Source organism: Hydrogenovibrio sp. 3SP14C1, from assembly GCF_029625905.1.
Taxonomy (GTDB): Bacteria; Pseudomonadota; Gammaproteobacteria; order Thiomicrospirales; family Thiomicrospiraceae; genus Hydrogenovibrio.
Window position 1 is genome coordinate 55388 of record NZ_JARTLM010000009.1, and the last position, 19073, is coordinate 74460.

The 19073-nt window shown below is 42.2% G+C and carries 21 protein-coding genes; 13 read left to right on the plus strand and 8 right to left on the minus strand.

The genetic code is table 11. The annotated features are described in order from the left end of the window. Positions 1–16: 16 nt before the first annotated feature. The 5 genes from P8629_RS08790 to P8629_RS08810 all read left to right on the plus strand — a co-directional run bounded on the left by P8629_RS08790 (position 17) and on the right by P8629_RS08810 (position 4512). The gene (locus tag P8629_RS08790; RefSeq protein WP_278165757.1) at positions 17–742 is read left to right on the plus strand and encodes an RNA polymerase sigma factor FliA; all 726 of its coding nucleotides are present in this window, start codon (positions 17–19) and stop codon (positions 740–742) included. 20 nt (positions 743–762) lie between these two features. After that, positions 763–1176 carry a chemotaxis response regulator CheY gene (locus tag P8629_RS08795; RefSeq protein ID WP_442908696.1) on the plus strand — a complete coding sequence of 138 codons (414 nt, stop codon included), beginning with the start codon at positions 763–765 and terminating at the stop codon, positions 1174–1176. 130 nt (positions 1177–1306) lie between these two features. Next, the gene (locus P8629_RS08800) at positions 1307–1915 is read left to right on the plus strand and encodes a protein phosphatase CheZ (RefSeq protein ID WP_278165758.1); all 609 of its coding nucleotides are present in this window, start codon (positions 1307–1309) and stop codon (positions 1913–1915) included. A 126-nt stretch (positions 1916–2041) separates the two neighbouring features. Beyond that, positions 2042–3988 carry a chemotaxis protein CheA gene (locus tag P8629_RS08805; protein WP_278165759.1) on the plus strand — a complete coding sequence of 649 codons (1947 nt, stop codon included), beginning with the start codon at positions 2042–2044 and terminating at the stop codon, positions 3986–3988. Between the two features lie 14 nt (positions 3989–4002). Then, positions 4003–4512, plus strand: a complete 510-nt coding sequence (locus P8629_RS08810; RefSeq protein WP_278165760.1) for a chemotaxis protein CheW — start codon at positions 4003–4005, stop codon at positions 4510–4512. 78 nt (positions 4513–4590) lie between these two features. Here P8629_RS08810 and P8629_RS08815 read toward each other — a convergent pair whose 3' ends face one another. The 5 genes from P8629_RS08815 to P8629_RS08835 all read right to left on the minus strand — a co-directional run bounded on the left by P8629_RS08815 (position 4591) and on the right by P8629_RS08835 (position 7429). Further along, on the minus strand, positions 4591–4920 hold the full coding sequence (locus tag P8629_RS08815; protein ID WP_278165761.1) for an EscU/YscU/HrcU family type III secretion system export apparatus switch protein: 330 nt from the start codon (positions 4918–4920) through the stop codon (positions 4591–4593). Positions 4921–4968: 48 nt separating this feature from the next. Next, positions 4969–5250 carry an STAS domain-containing protein gene (locus P8629_RS08820; RefSeq protein WP_278165762.1) on the minus strand — a complete coding sequence of 94 codons (282 nt, stop codon included), beginning with the start codon at positions 5248–5250 and terminating at the stop codon, positions 4969–4971. Positions 5251–5276: 26 nt separating this feature from the next. Then, the gene (locus tag P8629_RS08825) at positions 5277–5639 is read right to left on the minus strand and encodes a response regulator (RefSeq protein ID WP_278165763.1); all 363 of its coding nucleotides are present in this window, start codon (positions 5637–5639) and stop codon (positions 5277–5279) included. Between the two features lie 56 nt (positions 5640–5695). Beyond that, on the minus strand, positions 5696–6226 hold the full coding sequence (locus tag P8629_RS08830; RefSeq protein WP_278165764.1) for a chemotaxis protein CheW: 531 nt from the start codon (positions 6224–6226) through the stop codon (positions 5696–5698). A 171-nt stretch (positions 6227–6397) separates the two neighbouring features. Continuing rightward, positions 6398–7429, minus strand: coding sequence for a flagellar hook-length control protein FliK (locus P8629_RS08835; RefSeq protein ID WP_278165765.1), 1032 nt, complete (start codon positions 7427–7429; stop codon positions 6398–6400). Between the two features lie 127 nt (positions 7430–7556). Between P8629_RS08835 and P8629_RS08840 the strand changes: the two genes are divergently transcribed. The 3 genes from P8629_RS08840 (at position 7557) to P8629_RS08850 (ending at position 11012) form a co-directional block, all read left to right on the plus strand. Continuing rightward, on the plus strand, positions 7557–8384 hold the full coding sequence (locus P8629_RS08840; protein WP_278165766.1) for a CheR family methyltransferase: 828 nt from the start codon (positions 7557–7559) through the stop codon (positions 8382–8384). A 49-nt stretch (positions 8385–8433) separates the two neighbouring features. Next, entirely contained in the window at positions 8434–9564 is a 1131-nt protein-coding gene (locus P8629_RS08845) for a protein-glutamate methylesterase/protein-glutamine glutaminase (protein ID WP_278165767.1), read from the plus strand. A 224-nt stretch (positions 9565–9788) separates the two neighbouring features. Further along, positions 9789–11012 (plus strand): methyl-accepting chemotaxis protein, encoded by a 1224-nt coding sequence (locus P8629_RS08850; RefSeq protein WP_278165768.1) that lies wholly within the window; start codon positions 9789–9791, stop codon positions 11010–11012. 89 nt (positions 11013–11101) lie between these two features. Here P8629_RS08850 and P8629_RS08855 read toward each other — a convergent pair whose 3' ends face one another. Next, complete coding sequence (locus P8629_RS08855; RefSeq protein WP_278165769.1) at positions 11102–11377, minus strand: hypothetical protein; 276 nt, start codon at positions 11375–11377, stop codon at positions 11102–11104. A 62-nt stretch (positions 11378–11439) separates the two neighbouring features. Between P8629_RS08855 and P8629_RS08860 the strand changes: the two genes are divergently transcribed. Then, on the plus strand, positions 11440–11772 hold the full coding sequence (locus tag P8629_RS08860; RefSeq protein WP_336618924.1) for an NGG1p interacting factor NIF3: 333 nt from the start codon (positions 11440–11442) through the stop codon (positions 11770–11772). Between the two features lie 179 nt (positions 11773–11951). On the opposite strand, the gene P8629_RS08865 is transcribed toward P8629_RS08860, so the two are convergent. Continuing rightward, complete coding sequence (locus P8629_RS08865; protein WP_278165770.1) at positions 11952–12656, minus strand: FKBP-type peptidyl-prolyl cis-trans isomerase; 705 nt, start codon at positions 12654–12656, stop codon at positions 11952–11954. Positions 12657–12751: 95 nt separating this feature from the next. Continuing rightward, positions 12752–13711, minus strand: coding sequence for a thioredoxin-disulfide reductase (gene trxB / locus P8629_RS08870; protein ID WP_278165771.1), 960 nt, complete (start codon positions 13709–13711; stop codon positions 12752–12754). 378 nt (positions 13712–14089) lie between these two features. On the opposite strand from trxB, the gene P8629_RS08875 reads away from it, so the two are divergent. The 4 genes from P8629_RS08875 to crcB are packed head-to-tail and all read left to right on the plus strand — an operon-like array spanning position 14090 to position 19047. Beyond that, positions 14090–16576 carry a DNA translocase FtsK gene (locus tag P8629_RS08875; RefSeq protein WP_278165772.1) on the plus strand — a complete coding sequence of 829 codons (2487 nt, stop codon included), beginning with the start codon at positions 14090–14092 and terminating at the stop codon, positions 16574–16576. Between the two features lie 48 nt (positions 16577–16624). Beyond that, complete coding sequence (lolA, locus tag P8629_RS08880) at positions 16625–17278, plus strand: outer membrane lipoprotein chaperone LolA (RefSeq protein WP_278165773.1); 654 nt, start codon at positions 16625–16627, stop codon at positions 17276–17278. Positions 17279–17287: 9 nt separating this feature from the next. Further along, complete coding sequence (locus P8629_RS08885; RefSeq protein WP_278165774.1) at positions 17288–18649, plus strand: replication-associated recombination protein A; 1362 nt, start codon at positions 17288–17290, stop codon at positions 18647–18649. Beyond that, the gene (gene crcB, locus P8629_RS08890) at positions 18649–19047 is read left to right on the plus strand and encodes a fluoride efflux transporter CrcB (protein WP_278165775.1); all 399 of its coding nucleotides are present in this window, start codon (positions 18649–18651) and stop codon (positions 19045–19047) included. The genes P8629_RS08885 and crcB overlap by 1 nt, the downstream gene beginning before the upstream one ends. Positions 19048–19073 lie beyond the last annotated feature (26 nt).

Sequence of the window (19073 nt, forward strand, 5' to 3'; positions counted from 1 at the left end):
AAGGAATGTACTCTTTATGACTGGCACGCAAGCGTACGCCAATGTGCATAAACAAACTTCCGGTGCTGCAATTAATATAGAGGCGTTTTTGCCTCTAGTAAAACGAATTGCCTACCACTTAAAAGGACGACTACCTGATAGTGTCATGGTGGACGATCTGATTCAGTCAGGCATTATTGGTTTAATTGAGTCTTCACAAAAGTTTGATGCGACACAAGGGGCGAGCTTTGAGACCTATGCAGGTATTCGAATTCGTGGGGCGATGCTCGACGAAATTCGTAAAGGTGATTGGACGCCCAGATCGGTTTATCGGAAATCTAGAGAAGTTTCTGAAGCGATTTTAAAAGTTGAATCCAAAAAGGGACGAGAAGCCCGAGATGAAGAGATAGCTGAGGTAATGGGCGTGTCGTTGGATGAATATTATCATGTTCTTCAAGATACCAACTCAGCACAGCTTTTATCTATCGATGAACCTGATCACGATGAATTAGCAGAAGATCGAATGATCGGAATGATTAAGACGCCGATTTCAGAGTTAGTGGAGTCTGATTTTCAAGGTGCATTAGCGGAGCATATTCAACAATTGCCCGAGAAAGAAAAATTAGTGATGGCGCTTTATTATGATGAAGAGCTGAATTTAAAAGAAATTGGTGAAGTTTTAGAAGTCAGTGAGTCTCGTGTAAGCCAGATTCACAGTCAAGCGATAAAACGTTTGAAATCAAGACTTAAAGATTGGATTTAAAGTAGATTTGAGGAAAAAAGATGCAAATCGATAGAGATATGAATATTTTGGTAGTGGATGATTTTTCGACGATGAGACGAATTGTCAAAAACCTATTAAAAGAATTAGGGTTTAGCAAATTTGATGAAGCGGATGATGGCTCTACAGCTTGGCCGATGATTCAAAGTGGAAAGTATGATTTTATTGTCAGTGACTGGAATATGCCGGAAATGACGGGGATTGATTTGCTTCGTCATGTTAGAGCCAATGACAAGTTAAAAGAAACGCCTTTTTTGTTAATCACGGCTGAAGCGAAGCGCAGTCAGATTTTAGAAGCAGCGGAAGCCGGTGTTGATGGCTATATTGTTAAGCCATTTACTGCTGCGACGTTGAATGTCAAAATTCAAAAGATTTTTGAGCGTGTTGAAGAGCGTAAAAAAGCAGCGGGTGCTTGATTTGCAAGTTGTGATCTAAAGAAAAGTTAAAAAGCCTTATGTACTCTCGAGTGCATAGGGCTTTTTTTTTGAGTGAGGGGGAACTGTGAAAAATATAAAAATAAAACAAATAAAAGCTTTATTAAAGGCCATGGAAAAAGAAGATTATGATAATGCATCTCAGGCATTGGATGACATTATCGCGACTAGAGATAGCAACCTGTTAGAGCAGGTTGAACAAATTGCTCAAAACTTACACGACACGCTTGAGCAGTTTGGTTCAGACTCTATGTTATTACAGCAAACCAAGCATGGGTTGCCTGATGCAACAGAACGTTTGGAATATGTTATCCAAACAACGGAAGAAGCCAGTAATAAAACGCTTTCAGCGGCAGAAAATATCATTGCCTTGCTAGAGACATTAGAGTCACAAGCAACAGATGACGCTCAAAAAGAGTTCATCAACAAAGCACAGTCTGAAGTGACTGAGATTATGATGGCACAGTCTTTCCAAGACCTTACCGGGCAAGTGCTTAATCGTGTCATTATGCTGGTGACAAGTCTTGAACAGAGTTTGATGGAGTTGATTAATAAATCAGGTATTCACATTGATGATATTCCCGATCCAGCAGAATCGGATGAAAAGCGCAAAGCCGAAGAGATGAGAGGTATTGGTCCAAATGTCACGAAATCGAGTCAGCAGAATGTGGTAAATTCTCAAGATGATGTGGATGATTTGCTGGGAGATTTAGGCATTTGAGCATCTTTTGAAATTGTCTAGTGGCACGTTCATTGCTTTATGTTTGGCAATTGAAAATAGATGATTTCAGTGGTGTATTTTTGACACACTGCAACCACACGATAAAGCTTTAAGAGGGTTCACATTGTGGATGAAGATATTTTACAGGACTTTTTAGTCGAAGCATCAGAGCTGGTTGAACAGCTGGATGAACAGCTGGTCGAGCTAGAAAACTCTCCAACGGATTCAGATTTACTGAATGCGGTTTTTAGAGGGTTCCATACGATTAAAGGCGGGGCCGGTTTTTTAGGGGTTACTCCTTTGATCGAAGTGTGTCATCGTGCTGAAAATGTTTTTGATAAAATCCGTAATGGCGATGTTTCTTATGATGCAACGGCCGCAGATATTATTATGCGAGCGTTTGATGCGATCAGTGATTATATTCAACAACTGAATGATGGTGTTCGTGAGTTTGAAAGTGCAGATGAAGGTTTATTGTCTGAGTTAGATGCTTTATGGAAAGGTGGGGCGGCCCCAAAACCTGAACCTGCTGAAGAAGCAGCTTCCTCTCAGCCTAAATTAGAACTGCCTGATGATGTTGATCCGGATGGCGAAATTTCAGATGATGAGTTTGAAGCACTCTTAAATCAGCGTGATGCGTTAGACAATTCAGGCTCCAATGAATCAGAATCTGAAGAACCGAAACTTGCTTTACCTGATGACGTTGATCCGGATGGTGATATTACGGATGATGAATTTGAAGCCCTCTTAAATCAAAGAGACATGATGGATGGGCTTGAAGAGTCTAAAGAGAGTGCGTCATCTGCACCGGCTCCTCCGCCTGAACCTGCAAAACCAACACCTCCACCAGAGCCTAAGAAAGCATCGAAACCGGAAGCCGCTAAACCGGATGCAGCTAAAGCAGCCAGTGCTGAATCTACCGTGCGTGTGGATACACGTCGATTAGATGAAATTATGAATTTGGTCGGAGAGTTGGTTCTAGTTCGAAATCGTTTACTGACCTTAAGATCAAGTGATGGGCCTGAAGAGGCATTATCTAATGCCGTTGGTAATTTAGATCATGTTACGACGGATTTGCAGGCTTCTGTGATGAAAACTCGTATGCAACCAGTGAAAAAGGTCTTTGGGCGCTTTCCTCGTGTTGTTCGAGATCTTGCTCGTAAATTAGGTAAAGAAATTGAGCTGGAGCTAAAAGGGGAAGAGACCGATTTAGATAAAAACTTGGTTGAAGCCTTAGCCGATCCGTTGGTGCATCTGGTTCGAAATTCAGTTGACCATGGGGTAGAAATGCCTGATGTGCGTGAGCAAGCTGGAAAAGTACGCAAAGGCACGGTCATTTTAGCGGCTGAGCAAGAGGGAGATCATATTCTATTGTCCATCACCGATGATGGCAAAGGTATGGATCCTGACGTTCTGCGTCGTAAAGCGGTTGAAAAAGGCATGATGGATGAGGTGTCTGCGAATCAAATGGATGATAAAGCAGCCTTTGAATTAATTATGTCGGCAGGATTTTCAACAGCGGATCAAATTAGTGATATCTCTGGGCGAGGTGTCGGGATGGATGTGGTCAAGAACATGATCACTAAGCTGAATGGTAGTATCGATATTAATTCCGTTTTAGGAGAAGGGACGCAAATTAAAATTCGTGTGCCATTAACGTTGGCCATTTTACCCACGCTGATGGTTTCTTTCGAAGATGATAGTTATGCGATTCCTTTGACCAGTGTGCAAGAAATATTTGATTATGATTCTTCTCAAATCAACCGTATAGATGGTCAAATGATGGTTCGCCTAAGAGAAAAAAGTATTCCTTTATTGTTCTTATCAGACTGGCTCGCACCGGACCAAGTAAAAGATAACTATGCTGGTGATAAAGTCATTATTGTTTCGATTGGTAATCAAAGAGCCGGTCTAGTCGTTGAGCAGGTAAATGGACAAGAAGAGGTTGTCATTAAACCATTAGGTGTGATGATGAAGCATCTTGAGGGATATGCAGGCGCGACCATTACTGGTAACGGTAATATTGCCTTGATCTTAGATTTACCCGGCGTAATTCAACGCTTTCAATATTAAAACGGAGAGTAGAAATGGACTCTGAACCGAATATGCAGTCAACCAGCAATTTGTTAGATGGTGTCATTACCGATGAGGATGATGAGAAATACGTTGGCCCCAGCATTCGTTGCGTGATGTTTAACTTAGATTCTGAGGTATATGGAATCAATGTTAAAAAGATTCGAGAAGTTTTAAGAGTTGGGACGATTCGAAAAGTAGAAGGTTCTGCGCCAAGTGTATTAGGCGTGATTAATGTTCGCGGGGTAATCGTGACGGTTGTAGATACCCGAACTACTTATGGATTACCTTATAAACCGGCAGATGATTTATCTCGTATTATCATTGTCGAGTTAGATACCGATAACATTGTCGGCATGATGGTGGATTGTGTGATGGAAGTGAAAGATATTCCTGAATCACAATTTGAACCCATGTCAGCGACAAAAGAAGGGGCTTCTCGATACTTGCAAGGGATTGCACACTATAATGGTGATGTGATTGTTCTAATTGACGTTGACAGTATGTTTTCAGGTCAAACTTAGTACTACGATTGATAAGGGTGTGAACCCCCGGTTCTTTAATAAGAAAAACGACCAGGCCTGGTCGTTTTTTGTTTCTAGTTAAGAGAATTCGTCATCCGTTTTCAACGCTTCCTGAGGAGGGGTAGGAATTTCTTTATCCGAGAGTTGGTAGGCAAAGATTAACACTTGTACCACGGCTTCATAGAGTAGCTCTGGAATTTCGTGATCCAATTCTACCTGGGAAAGAAGCTGCACAAGATCGTGATCTTCCGTAATGGGGATGTTATGCTCTTCAGCAATCTTGATGATTTGTTCAGCAAGTGTTCCAGACCCTTTTGCCGTTACTTTGGGGGCAGACTCTCCGTCATACTCCAATGTGATGGCAACTTTTTGATCTAAAGTGGTGTTGTGATGGTTTGATTTAGTCATGGGGTTGACCAGAGAATAAAAAAGCCACTAAAAAGTGGCTTTTTATGACTAAGAGGTGAGGCCGATTTTTTCTGTGAGACCGAGTTTCTCGGCACCCATTTTTAAAACATCGGTGGGAGAGTCCCACTCAATACGCTTTTGGTTGGCCATTGCACTTTTGATTAAGGCAAGTAAGGCTTGCAACCCAGAAGTATCGATTGCTTCAACATTTCCCGCAACAAGCTTATACGTTTCTGCATCAGATTGAAAAGCGATTTTTAAATTACTGAACTCTTCTTCAATGTGATGAATGGTTAGGTTTTCAGGCAATTCGATCGTATTTTCGCTCATAAGAACCTCTGTTCACGTAGTGTGTTTTATAAAACACGGTTAATGACGGATAGAAGTTTTTCCGGGCTGAATGGTTTCACTATCCAACCTGTTGCACCCGCTTCTTTACCTTTGGTTTTCATGTCACCAGAGGATTCTGTTGTTAAGCATAGAATAGGTGTGAATTTATAGTTTGGTAAAGTGCCTCGAACCGCTTGAATTAGCTCAATACCATTCATGTTAGGCATGTTGATATCGGTTACGATTAAGTCAAACTGTTCTTTTTTAGCAATATCTAATGCAATTGCACCATCTTCAGCTTCTGTCACGTCGTGACCAGCAGATTTTAATGACATGCTTACCATTTGGCGCATTGACTTTGAATCATCTACTGCAAGAATTTTGGACATTGTTACCCTCTCAATATTTCTTTAAAACTTAAATTAAATTTGTCGTTATTATACAGTTATTCGTCTATATTCAGGCTTTTTTTGATTTCTTCTAAGATGCCAGAAGAGACGAGTTCATCAACGTGCAAAACAATCACCATTTTTTCTGAAACGGTGGCAAGGCCTTTAACATATTCTGTATGAATGCTACCGTTGATCTCTGGTGAAGCTTGAAGGCTACCTAAATCAATTGCATGGACATCTGACACACCATCCACAACGACACCAATAATTTTCTGTGTATTTGAGGATGCATCGGTCGCACGCAATATGATGACAACGGTACTTTCGTCATAAGTAATGTCGTTGAGTCCAAATCGAATTCTTAGGTCCACAACAGGGACCACTGCACCACGCAAATTAATCACGCCTTTGACATAATCCGGTGCATTTGGAATGGTTGTGGTGCGTTCCCAGCCTTTAATTTCTTGTACTCTTAAGATATCAACGCCGTATTCTTCGCTTCCAAGGATAAAGCTTAATATTTGATCATCTGAACCTTCATTCTGTTCAATTTGATCTTTAATCGCCTCCATATCAGCACCCATCTACTCAGCCCCACAGTTATAGTTATTCAGTCTATTTATCGATGTTTGCATTAAGTTACCTTATTTGCTCTGAAACGTCTAGTTTATTCAGGCCTATTTTTAGAAAAATCATCTAAAAAAACAGACAAAAAAGTAAGCACTAATAAGCAATTACGAGACCAAGTGTTAATGTTAAATATGGATGTCAATTAAAGCGACTTTTTCTGCATGAGCGGTATTGGTTGGTTTTTCTTTTGACATCATTAAGTGCTTTAACGGAATTGATGCTTCTTGAAATTGTTCCCTTAATAGAGGAAGTTTGTCGGTGACCGTTTTTTCCAGTGCTGTATTGTCAGCCCAAAGCATGATGGAAATGATGTCTTCTTGAATAAGCAGTTTGCTGGATAGTTCACCTTCATGGAGTTGTAAATTGATGATGGCTTCCCAAAAGGGAGGGGAGGCGTTTTTTTGTTTACGAATATCAATCGAGAGCTCTTTTAAAAAATCATTGGGCGCCAACGGCAGCTGAATGTTCATTAGATATGGGTTTTCTGCAGCTTGTAATTGTTGAAGCGTTAAACGATTCAAGGTCTGGTTGAGTATGCTAGAAAGCCTTGAAAGCTCAGGTTGTTTGTTAGCTTGGGTTTGATTGACCAATTGAAGCAGTTGTAATAACTTTGCCTTGAAGTCTCCAGGGGGCGGTTTTTTAGCGTTTGATAAGCTGCTTTCTAAAAACAAACCACTTGAAAGTAGCTGTCTTTTTAACTCCCTAGCTGATGTTTGTGTGCCGGGCTTGAATAATTGTTCCAACAAGCTTGATAGCTGGGCCTGAATCGTCGTGGGTAAAAGTCCACTGTTCGTCAAGGACGTTAATTGCTGTATGCCTTGAGAAATTGGGATTTGGTTGGGCAGAAGTTGGCGGTAAGCCGATTGAATAAGAGCTTGATTTCTTGCGGCATTATCTTGAGGCGCAGACTTTGGTTGAATCTGTAACACAAGGTTGGGTTGGGTTTGCGTGACTTTGACCGTTAAGGGCTTGCCTTCGGTAAGCGTTTGTTGGGTTGTGGCGGTTAATGACTTTCCGGCCAAGAAAAAACTGACTTGGCTTCCGTCTACTTTGGCGATGTTAACCGTATAGGTGCTACCTAAAGCAAGTTTTAACGCTTGCCCAGAACTTGCGTTTAGCGTTAAATTAGGAGGCATTCCCGTCGGCGTTAGTGCCATAAAGCAATCAATCCAGTTATATTGTGTTTCATAGAGTTAAATAATAAACTGTAAACGATGGGTGAAGCAATTATAATTAATACAACAATACAACAATTATGGGTTGAAACTAGAAGGATAATCGCTGGTGAGTGAAAGAGAGTTTGACTTTACAGAGCAAGATTTTATGAGAGTTAAGGCTCTCGTATATGAATTCGCCGGAATCGATTTGAATGACTCAAAGAAAAACTTAGTTTACAACCGCTTAGCAAAACGTATTCGCTTTTTGGAGCTCAATTCTTTTAAAGAGTATCTCAGTTTTGTTGAGGCACAGGGAGAATCGGAATTTGTTCATCTGATCAATGCGATCACCACTAATTTAACATTCTTTTTTAGGGAAAATCATCACTTCGAATATCTTGCTAATACCGTTATCCCATCCATTATTGAACATAATAAAAGTAGTAAAAAGATTCGAATATGGTCGGCTGGCTGTTCTACCGGTGAAGAACCTTATTCGTTAGCCATTGTGCTAAAAGAGGCCGTTCCTGCCGGGTGGGATGCACGTGTGCTAGCCACGGATTTGGATACCAATGTGGTGGAAACCGGTAGAACGGGGGTGTATAAGGTAGACCGCCTGAAAGGGGTTTCTGAAGCACGTAAAAAGCGTTGGTTTTTAAAAGGAACCGGATCGAAAGATGGCTATGTAAGAGTTAAACCCGAGTTGCAGCAGATTATTGATTTTGGTCAAGTCAATTTGATGAATGAATGGCCGATTAAAGATGTCATTGATGTGATTTTTTGTCGCAATGTCGTCATTTATTTCGATAAGACAACTCAGGCAAAATTATTTGACCGATATGCCAACTTGCTGCCTGATGATGGACATTTATTTATTGGTCATTCTGAATCACTCTATAAAGTCTGTGATCGATTCGAATTGCTTGGCCAAACGATTTATAAAAAAATAAAATAAACTCAAGCGTTCACAGATAGGACGTAATGAATGAAAGAAAGGGGAGAGGATGTCAAAGATAAAGGTATTAGTCGTTGATGATTCTGCTTTAGTTAGACAAATGTTACAAGAGATGCTGAAGTCAGACCCACAGATCGAAGTGGTCGGCACGGCATCAGATCCTTACGATGCAAGAGAAAAAGTCAAGCAACTTCACCCTGATGTTTTGACCTTGGATGTTGAAATGCCCCGTATGGATGGCGTGACGTTTTTAAAAAACTTAATGCGATTGCATCCTTTGCCAGTGGTGATGATTTCAACCCTCACCGAGAAGGGAGCGGGCATTACGTTTGAAGCGCTTGATCTCGGAGCCGTTGATTTTGTTGCAAAACCGAAGATTGATTTGCAGCATACATTTGAACAATATACTGATGAAATCTGTCGCAAGGTCAAAACCGCTGCAAAGGTCTCTAGGGGGCAGCTTGAAAGACAGTATGCGCGCTATGTAGCCAATAAAGAAAGTAAGCCTAAAGTATTGTCTAAACCGGGTTCATTGGTTTCTAAAGTGGTTGAAAAATTCACGACGGATGCGATAGTGCCGAAAAAAGCGCCTTCAAATTTTGCTAAGCCATCGCATAAAGTAATTGCATTGGGCGCATCGACTGGTGGAACTGAAGCCATTAAGGAGGTCTTAATGCGATTGCCTGCTTCAACGCCCGCTATCGTGATTACACAACATATTCCAGTTTCTTTTAGTTTGCCTTTTGCACAGAGGATGAATAGCATTTCAGAGATGGAAGTAACACAAGCTGAAGATCGTCAACCCATTTTGGCAGGACATGTCTATATTGCACCAGGAGATAAGCATTTACTGGTTGAGCGAACCCACTCGGGTTATATTTGTCGTTTAAATGACGGCCCACCAGTTAATCGTCATAAACCCTCAGTTGATGTGATGTTTCGTACCGTTGTTCAAAGTGTGGGGAAAAATGCCGTGGGTGTTTTATTAACGGGTATGGGAGCAGACGGTGCAAAAGGCATGAAAGAGCTTCAAGAGATTGGAGTTCCGACCATTGCGCAAGACGAAAAAACGTGTGTTGTATGGGGAATGCCTGGAGAAGCGGTGAGACTTGGCGCTGCCGACTATGTTTTACCGTTAGAATCAATTCCCGAAAAAATCCTTTCATTGCTTAAAAAATAGTACCTTCTCTCATTAAGTTCATAACGCTTTCCTTATCTTGAGTCCTTTGTCTTTAAAGGGCTTAACAGGGGGCTTTAATTTGGTGGTTTTAACCAAACACATCCTAATCTTTCAATAAGTTTTATATAATACCCGAATACGTTTTTAGAGAATTTTCTTGGCATGTAAAGTGCTTCGTATATTCAAAATATTTTGATTGGGGAAAAAGATACATGTTGCAGGTAATGAAGCAATATTGGGCCGCTTGGCTAGTCACCATCGTAGGTGTCGCACTGACTTTTATTGAGATTCCATTTATTGGGGCAATTGTCGCGGTGTTGGTGTCTGTGACATGGACTCTGGTCGTGGCAAGAATTGCCAGGTTGGGAGACGCTGCTTCAAAGCCATCTTCGCAAGCCACGGCAACACCTGTTGTTACTTCTCAATCTGCTGATTTTGATGCAGCCGTGATTGATGATGCGCTTCAAGTGATTATGAATGACATTGATGCCGTCGTCGATCAAGAGGTGGACGTGGTTAGAGGTGAGTTGCTGCAGGTTAAAGAGCTAGTGGCAGAAGCTATCGAAACCTTAAGTGACAGTTTTTCTGGATTGCATTCTCAAACTCAATCGGAATATCAGCTGGTGGTTTCTCTGCTGGATAATCTCGGTGGTAGCGGTGAAGGGATGAGTATTCAAAAGTTCTCATCAGAAATTAAAGAAGTCTTAGGCTATCTTATTTCATTATTGAAAAAGTCCAGTCAGCGCAGTAATGAAACTGTTGGTAAGATTGACGATATGGTGGATCAGATTGAATCGATCTTCATTTTGTTGGCAGATGTAAAAGGCATTGCCGATCAAACCAACCTGTTAGCTTTGAACGCGGCAATTGAAGCCGCCAGAGCAGGGGAAGCAGGGCGTGGCTTTGCGGTGGTTGCCGATGAGGTTAGAAAGCTGTCCTTGAATTCAAACTTGCTGAACGAACAGATTCGTAACCAAGCCGAAAAAGCCAAACAAACGGTTGATCACGTGCGTCAATTGGTAAGCGATACCGCGGCGAAAGATATGGAAGAAGCTAATACATCTCAAGAACAAGTGACAGTTCTCGTTACTGACTTAGAAAGTATGAATAGTGGTATTTCTGATAAGCTCGGTGATGTATCAGGGATTATTTCTGAAATTGAGGTCAGTGTGTCCAATGCCATGCGTTCATTGCAGTTTGAAGATATTGTTCGCCAATTGGTAGAACAAGTGCTTAACCATCTTGAAAATTTGAGCGGCTTCTCGCATAAAATTAATCACTTTATCGAAGAAAGTAAAAACGATCCTGTCAAGTCGGTTGCAGAACATAAAGAGCGCTTAGAAAGCTTTAGGCATACCATTCATCAGGAGCGTGAAGAGATTGAATCTAAGCGTATGAAACGAGTGTCATCTGAGTCGATGGATGAGGGTGATATTGACCTGTTCTAAAGCAATGGTAATGGAAAAATATTAAACTATAAAAAAAGCACCGATAAGGTGCTTTTTTATTGGATTCTGAAAAGAAGAAAAAAGAAGCTTTAGGTCATATTGCCCATTTCACTGTTCCAGAAACTTCCAAATAATAAACTGAAAAGAATCCCTGTTCCAAAAACAATATACCAATAACGTCTCATTTTCGCAGCTTGCTGAGCGTCTTCTTCCGTCAAGTTGGCAGGCTGATCTTTGAAAAACACAATCATAAATCCGACTGCAGAGATGAATCCTGCAATGTTTGCAAGGTAGTGAATACCTGTTACCATCGAACTGATACCCAGTGCCAGTATAATGGAGTAGGTAATAAGAATGTTTTTCATGATGCCTCCGTCTAACTTAATCTTCGTTGATGAAATGGCATTTATTCTAGTAGGTTTTAAGGATGAATATGTATAAATTCTGTTTTTTTGTTCCGGAATCTCACCTTGAGTCAGTCAAGTCAGCCGTTTTCGAAGCCGGGGCTGGCCGGATAGGTCATTATGATTGCTGTAGTTGGCAGATAAAGGGAATGGGGCAGTTTCGAGCCTTAGCTGGCAGCCAGCCTTATATTGGTCAGCAAGACAGCTTGGAAAAAGTAGAAGAATATCGAGTGGAAATGGTGGTGGAGAAAATAAAAATAAAAGCAGTGATGTCTGCGTTCTTAAAAGCCCATCCTTATGAAGAACCAGCCTTTGATGTAATGGCGTTAGTCGATGTTGATGCGTTGGTGCTCTAAGTTATTCGGTAAAAAAGAAGAGGTAGAGATAAATTTTATCTATACTGATAGATGAATTTTATATTAGAAAAGTATAATGTTGTTGGGTATACTAGTTGCAGTTGAGTCTTCAACTAATCCTCCCTTTGTATTGAATAATACAGCCCGAGTACATGGATAGTACTTGGGCTTTTTTATTTCTATTGATCGCTGTCTTTGTCGACCTTGATAAGTTCGATGGTAAAGATCAACGTCTCATTCGGTCCGATAACATCGCCCGCACCTTTAGAACCATAGCCTAAAGAAGGTGGCACGTAAATTTCCCATTTAGCACCAGGCTTCATTCGTTTGAGCGCTTCACCCCAGCCGGTAATCACATCGCCCATTTGGAATTCAAGAGGAATGCCACGGCTATAAGAGCTATCAAATTCCGTCCCGTCGATTAATGTCCCACGATAGTTCGCGGTAATTTTGTCTTCCGCTGTAGGAGGTGTCCCTTTACCTTCCTTGATGATTTTGTACTGGAGGCCACTTTTGGCGGCATGTACATCGTCATTTTTTTTGTTTTGATTAAGGAAAGCTTCTCCTTTTTTTGCATTCAGCTCTGCTTGTTTTTTACGCGCTTCAGCTTGCTTTTGCATCACTTGCTGCTTCACTTGATTAACGGCCTGTTTCATTTCCTCATCCGTTAAACGCAGTTTTTTGTTTTGAATGACGTCTTCCATGCCCTGAACCAGCGCAGGAATATCAATAGTGACACCTTGCTTTTCAAAGTTTTTCGCCAGATCGGTTCCGAGCGTGTAGCTTGCTTTCTGATCCACTGTTTCTAGTTTAGCGTCCGCAGCAAAAACATGCGTTCCGTAAAGTGCAGTGATAAGAAAAGTCGCAAGAATGGTTTTTTTCATATTATCCTCAAAAGTTAACAGTAACGACTGTAATTGATTCTAAAAACAGCCAGGCCTGGCTGTTTTTAGCTAAAAGGTCAGCTTGAAGAAAAGGATTAGCTTTGTGCTTCAAGTTGATCTAAGAATTTTTCAGCATCTAGTGCTGCCATACAACCTGCACCCGCAGAGGTGATTGCTTGTTTGTAGACTTGGTCCATTACGTCACCAGCTGCGTAAATGCCAGGGATTGACGTTTGTGTCGCATTGCCTTGCAGCCCGCTTTGTACTTTTAAATAGCCATGATCCATGTCTAATTGACCGTCGAAAATGCCGGTATTCGGTGTATGGCCGATAGCGATAAATATGCCTGAAACATCAATGTCTTTGCTTTCATTGGTTTGGTTGTTTTTGACGCGAAGCCCCGTGACCCCCATTTTATCCCCCAGTACTTCTTCTAAAGAGCTGTTGAATTCAATGTTGATGTTGCCGTTTTCCGCCTTTTCCAATAATTGCTTGGAAAGGATCTTTTCAGAGCTGAATGAGTCTCTACGGTGAATAACGGTAACTTCAGAAGCGATATTAGAAAGGTAAAGTGCTTCTTCAACAGCAGTGTTCCCGCCACCGACCACTGCAACTTTTTGGTTGCGATAAAAGAAACCATCGCAAGTCGCACAGGCTGAAACCCCTTTTCCTTTAAAGGCTTCTTCTGATTCAAGGCCTAAATATTTAGCCGAAGCACCGGTTGCAATGATTAAGGCATCACAAGTATATTCACCAGAATCACCGATTAATTTGAATGGGCGTTGGCTTAGTTCAGCGGTATGGATGTGGTCGAACAAAATCTCAGTTCCAAAACGTTCTGCGTGTTTTTGCATGCGAACCATTAAGTCAGGACCTGTTAATCCTTCAACATCCCCAGGCCAGTTATCCACTTCGGTGGTCGTGGTGAGCTGTCCACCTTGTTGCATCCCTGTCACCATGACAGGTTCTAAGTTAGCACGTGCCGCATAAACTGCTGCCGTATAACCTGCTGGCCCAGATCCGAGAATTAAGAGTTTACAATGCTTTGTTGACATAACATCCTGTCCTTTTCATGTTTGATCGTGTATCTGACTTCATGTGGTCAGAATAACGGTTTGAATTTAAGGGGTGATCAAGATTCAGCTTGAGTCACCGTGTTGCATTCTTTTAGTTGAGACACTTTAACTTGCCATTGAGATTAAGACAAATACAATCAAGAATCGTCTGTATTAGCACTCAGCAATAGAATGAACGGGTATTTTTGAAATATGCTAAAATTCTAGCAGTTTTTCAAGACGCTTTGCATAATTATATTTGCGAAGAAATAAGGATAATTGAATCAGTGTGACTGTCTTCTCAGGCGGTTGTCTTTTTATAAAAGATTTCATAAATTTACTCGAAGAGTCAAATACATTAAGGTCTATAGTATAAATATGTCTTTTAAATCCTCAAAATCGTCATCAATCAAAAATGAAGTAGAATCAACTGAGGCGAATGCGGAACCCAGATTTCACTGGTTGGTCAAAGATGCGATTTTGCTAGCGTGTATTGGGCTGGCTTTTTTCTTGTTTATCGTTTTGTTCAGTTATCATCCCGCGGACCCAGGGTTTGATACCGTTAACGATGGGCAAATGGCGAAAAACTATGGAGGAGAAACTGGTGCATGGGTTTCCTCCTTTATCTTGTATCTATTTGGATTGTTTGGGTTTTTAATTCCATTTGGTCTTCTGTTTGCCGGCATGGTGACATTGAAAATCCGTGCAGGTTCAGAAACAGATTATCTGCATTTTGCCTTGAGCATGCTTGGGCTTTTATTGATGATTATGGCCGGCTCTGGATTGTCTTCTTTATACTTAGAACCCAATAACGTCTTGATTCACTTGCCTTATTCCGGTGGGGGTGTGTTGGGGTATGAGGTCAGCACGGCCTTGGTTGAAATGGTCGACTTATTAGGTGCAACCTTAATCTTGTTAGTCGTCTTTGCGATTGCCTTCAGTCTGCTAACCAGTTTTTCTTGGATTACCATTATTGATTACAGCGGCATGATGATTTGGAAACTAATCGATTATTTAATGGGGCAGTTACAAAACTTTAAAAACGATTATGAAACGAATAAACCACAAACTTCGTCAGCCCAACGTATTGAAAACAAATCAACGCCTGCTATTTTAACGGCCTCGAATTCTGAAGAGCCAGGCAATAAGCGCAAAACGAAAGTACTTGAAGCGTTGGCCGAAAAAATGAAGTCTAAGAGTAAACTCAAAACAGAAGCGAACCATACTGGTACATCTTCCAGAGTAGAACCTCGTATTGCACTGGAACATGAGACAAAAAATACTGAAACGTCGGCCTCGACAGCGGAGACAAAATCGGATGTTAAAGTCGGTAAACGCGCTTCGTCTAATAGTTTGATTCCAGTGATGGAATCGGGCGAGTTACCGAGTGTCGAATTATTGAGCCCAGTGCCTGAATATGAAGAAGGGTTTTCTGATGATGAATTGACGGCGTTGTCTTTGTTGTTGGAGCAGCGCTTAAAAGAATTTGGGGTCACCGTGAAAGTTGAAGCCGTTCAGCCAGGGCCAGTGGTAACGCGTTTTGAAGTGTTGCCTGCCCCAGGGGTCAAGGTCAGTCAAATCAACAACCTCGCAAAAGATTTGGCGCGCGTATTATCAGTTAAATCGGTTCGCGTGGTTGATGTCATTCCCGGTAAATCAGTCGTGGGTATTGAGATTCCGAATGACGAGCGAGAAATGGTCAGTTTCCGAGAAGTCATTTCTTCTGATGAATTTCAGAACTCTAAATCACCGCTAACGGTTGCCCTAGGGAAGGATATTGCCGGCAAAACGGTGGTGGCTGATATTGCCAAAATGCCGCATTTATTGGTGGCGGGGACAACGGGTTCCGGTAAGTCGGTTGGTGTGAATAGCATGATTTTAAGCTTGCTCTATAAGTGTACGCCAGAAGAAGTCCGTCTGATTATGGTCGATCCGAAGATGTTGGAACTGTCGATTTATGAAGACATTCCACATCTGTTAACCCCTGTGGTCACAGATATGTCGGAAGCGGCGAATGCTTTGCGCTGGAGTGTTTATGAGATGGATCGTCGTTATCAGTTAATGGCGAAACTAGGGGTGCGTAACATTGCCGGTTATAACGCCAAAGTAAAGGCGGCGATTGATAAAGGCGAACCCTTGATTGACCCGCTTTATCAACAACCCGCAAACTTCGGACATGAATTAGGTGAGGAGCCACCGACGCTGGAGCCGTTACCTTACATCGTGGTCGTGGTGGATGAGTTTGCTGATATGATTATGGTGGTCGGGAAAGAGGTCGAACAATTGATTGCCCGTATCGCGCAAAAAGCGCGTGCGGCGGGGATTCATTTGATTCTCGCGACTCAACGCCCATCGGTCAATGTCATTACCGGCTTGATTAAGGCGAATATTCCAACGCGTATCTCTTTTATGGTGAATACGAAAATTGACTCAAGAACCATTCTTGATCAAGGCGGTGCAGAACAATTACTTGGAATGGGGGATATGTTGTTTATGCCACCAGGTACTGGAAGCCCGAAACGTGTTCACGGTGCGTTTGTGTCCGATGAAGAAGTGCATGCAGTGGCCGAGTTTGTGAAATCACAAGGTGAGCCACAATATCTGGAAAGCGTGACACAAGCCAATCAAATAGACAATAGTAATAAAACGTTGGAAGAAGATGCCGAGCAAGATATGCTTTACGACCAAATCGTAGCGTTTGTGGTTGATAACCAGCGTGTTTCCGTTTCATTGGTTCAAAGACAGTTTAAAATCGGTTATAACCGCGCGGCTAGAATTGTGGAAGCAATGGAGTCAGCCGGGGTGGTTTCACCTATGAAAGCGAATGGTAACCGAGATGTGCTGGCACCAAAATCCTCCGATTAAAACGTATTAATGTTGAAATAATAACAACCAAATTTTTAGGAAAAATATATGCTTTTGAAAGCAACGTTTAACAAAATCATCTTAAGCTTGGGTATGGCTTGTGTATTGGTTTTGCCAGCAGTGTCATCCGCCAATGAACGAGCGAATCTGTCTGACTTGAATGATTTTGTTGCTAACCTGAATACATTCAGTGCCAAGTTTGAACAAACCCAACCAGATGAAAGCTTGTTTGCTTTGAATCGTTCAACCGGATATTTTGCAATGAAACGCCCAGGTCACTTGCTTTGGGTTTATAAAAAGCCTGACCCTCAAAAAATCATTGCCGATGGTCGAAACGTCTGGGTCTATGATGTCGATTTGGATCAAGCGACTGTTCGTGCCTTAGCCAATGTGGAAGCAGATTTTCCGTTGAGCTGGTTACTTTATAAAGAACCTTTGTCAGAACGCTTTAATATTATTCCCGGCTCGGTCAAAGATGGCGTGAGTTGGTATAATTTAACCCCGAAAGAAGGTACTTTTTTCCAAAGTCTGGAAGTGGCGATTGCGGATGGCAAGATGGTACAGATTTGGATGTATCAAAATGCCGATAACGTCACCAAAGTGGTGTTTGAAGATATTAAACAGAATCAACCGGTTCGCGACCAACAATTCGACTTTCAGCCGCCAAAAGGGGTGGATGTGATTGGTCAAGCTTTGCCATAGAGAGATTGCATGGAACACCAAGCTTACCAACCATTATCGGATCGACTGCGCCCGCAAACGTTAGAAGGCTTTGTGGGGCAAACCCATTTGCTCGGCAAAGGGCGTGCCTTGTCTAAAATGTTTGAGTCCGGGCGGATGCACTCCATGATTTTCTGGGGGCCACCAGGCACGGGTAAAACCACTTTAGCAAGGTTGATTGCAAAACAGTCTGACTTACAGTTCCTGAATTTGTCGGCAGTGTTGGATGGCGTTAAAGAAGTTCGTGCAGCGGTTGAGCAAGCCAAACTGCATCGTCAGCAATTTCAGCAAGGCTCTTTACTGTTTGTAGACGAGGTGCATCGTTTCAACAAAGCCCAACAAGATGCGTTTTTACCCTTTGTGGAAGATGGCACGTTTATTTTTATTGGTGCCACCACCGAAAACCCGTCATTTGAATTAAACAACGCCTTGTTATCCCGCGCCAGAGTGTATGTTCTTCGTTCTTTGGATGAAGATGACTTGCAGCAGGTATTGAATCGAGCCACGGACCTGTTAAACCAAGAACTGTCGCAACCGCTCAGAATTGAACCGGATGCCCAAGCCGCATTGATTCAATTTTCCGACGGCGATGCGCGTCGTTTATTAAACTTACTGGAACAAGCCGTCGATTTTGCCGAAGTCATTCCTCGTGATGACTCTGATGCAGAAACGGACGAAAATCCGCCAGGCCTGGTCGTTTTAACGGTGGAGAATTGTCGTGAAGTGATTCAAGGGGGCGTACGCCGATTTGATAAAGGCGGCGAAGCCTTTTATGATCAGATTTCTGCATTGCACAAATCCATTCGAGGCTCGGATGCCAACGCGGCACTTTACTGGTTGACGCGTATGTTAGATGGTGGTGTGGACGCACGTTATCTAGCTCGTCGGTTGATTCGGATGGCGAGTGAAGATATCGGTAATGCCGATATGCGCGCATTGGATGTCACTATCAACGCCGCAGAAGCTTATGAGCGTTTGGGCTCGCCCGAAGGCGATTTGGCGTTGGCACAGGCCGCGGTTTATTTAGCGGTGGCGCCCAAGTCGAATGCGGTTTATATGGCTTACAAAGCAGCTTTGAAAGACATTAAAGAGCATGGCTCTTATGAAGTGCCTTTACACTTGCGAAACGCTCCGACTAAATTGATGCAAAATTTAAGCTACGGAGAAGGCTATCGTTATGCGCATGATGAGCCGGAAGCCTATGCAGCCGGAGAAAGTTATTTCCCAGAAGAAATGTTGGAAAGAAATTACTATCAACCGGTTAATCGCGGGTTAGAAATTAAAATTGCCGATAAAATGCAGCGCCTAGCGCAAATGGATGCGGTTTCGCCAATTAAACGGAGACAAGACTGATGCAGTCCTTTCACTTTTTACAACTCATTGCCGTCGGTTTCGGCGGGGCGCTCGGTGCCATGGCGCGCTTTATGTTGTCGAATCAGGTGTATGCCTGGTGGGGGCGAGACTTTGCCTGGGGAACCTTAGCGGTGAACTTCATCGGTTCTTTTGCGATCGGGTTTTTAATGATTTTGATGATCGATAAGTTTCATGCTTCGGTTGAAATGCGATCTTTCTTAATTGTTGGGTTTCTAGGCGCTTTCACCACCTTCTCGACGTTTTCATTTGAAACCTACTCCTTTTTGCAAACCGGTGAAATTACTAAAGCTATGCTGAATATCGGTGTGAGTGTGCTTTCTGGGTTATTTGCGGTTTGGTTTGGTATTTGGGCTGGTAAACAAATTTTCAGTCCGTAAAATAAACCCTATTTTAACGCTTTGGT

Bases quoted from the DNA above. Each gene is read 5' to 3' on its own strand.
- crcB (WP_278165775.1), top strand. From the start codon at position 18,649: ATGCAGTCCTTTCACTTTTTACAACTCATTGCCGTCGGTTTCGGCGGG.
- trxB (WP_278165771.1), bottom strand. From the start codon at position 13,711: ATGTCAACAAAGCATTGTAAACTCTTAATTCTCGGATCTGGGCCAGCA.
- P8629_RS08810 (WP_278165760.1), top strand. From the start codon at position 4,003: ATGGACTCTGAACCGAATATGCAGTCAACCAGCAATTTGTTAGATGGT.
- P8629_RS08860 (WP_336618924.1), top strand. From the start codon at position 11,440: ATGAATATGTATAAATTCTGTTTTTTTGTTCCGGAATCTCACCTTGAG.
- lolA (WP_278165773.1), top strand. From the start codon at position 16,625: ATGCTTTTGAAAGCAACGTTTAACAAAATCATCTTAAGCTTGGGTATG.
- P8629_RS08850 (WP_278165768.1), top strand. From the start codon at position 9,789: ATGAAGCAATATTGGGCCGCTTGGCTAGTCACCATCGTAGGTGTCGCA.
- P8629_RS08820 (WP_278165762.1), bottom strand. From the start codon at position 5,250: ATGAGCGAAAATACGATCGAATTGCCTGAAAACCTAACCATTCATCAC.
- P8629_RS08830 (WP_278165764.1), bottom strand. From the start codon at position 6,226: ATGGGTGCTGATATGGAGGCGATTAAAGATCAAATTGAACAGAATGAA.
- P8629_RS08825 (WP_278165763.1), bottom strand. From the start codon at position 5,639: ATGTCCAAAATTCTTGCAGTAGATGATTCAAAGTCAATGCGCCAAATG.
- P8629_RS08790 (WP_278165757.1), top strand. From the start codon at position 17: ATGACTGGCACGCAAGCGTACGCCAATGTGCATAAACAAACTTCCGGT.
- P8629_RS08885 (WP_278165774.1), top strand. From the start codon at position 17,288: ATGGAACACCAAGCTTACCAACCATTATCGGATCGACTGCGCCCGCAA.
- P8629_RS08875 (WP_278165772.1), top strand. From the start codon at position 14,090: ATGTCTTTTAAATCCTCAAAATCGTCATCAATCAAAAATGAAGTAGAA.
- P8629_RS08800 (WP_278165758.1), top strand. From the start codon at position 1,307: ATGGAAAAAGAAGATTATGATAATGCATCTCAGGCATTGGATGACATT.
- P8629_RS08815 (WP_278165761.1), bottom strand. From the start codon at position 4,920: ATGACTAAATCAAACCATCACAACACCACTTTAGATCAAAAAGTTGCC.
- P8629_RS08845 (WP_278165767.1), top strand. From the start codon at position 8,434: ATGTCAAAGATAAAGGTATTAGTCGTTGATGATTCTGCTTTAGTTAGA.
- P8629_RS08835 (WP_278165765.1), bottom strand. From the start codon at position 7,429: ATGGCACTAACGCCGACGGGAATGCCTCCTAATTTAACGCTAAACGCA.
- P8629_RS08795 (WP_442908696.1), top strand. From the start codon at position 763: ATGCAAATCGATAGAGATATGAATATTTTGGTAGTGGATGATTTTTCG.
- P8629_RS08865 (WP_278165770.1), bottom strand. From the start codon at position 12,656: ATGAAAAAAACCATTCTTGCGACTTTTCTTATCACTGCACTTTACGGA.
- P8629_RS08855 (WP_278165769.1), bottom strand. From the start codon at position 11,377: ATGAAAAACATTCTTATTACCTACTCCATTATACTGGCACTGGGTATC.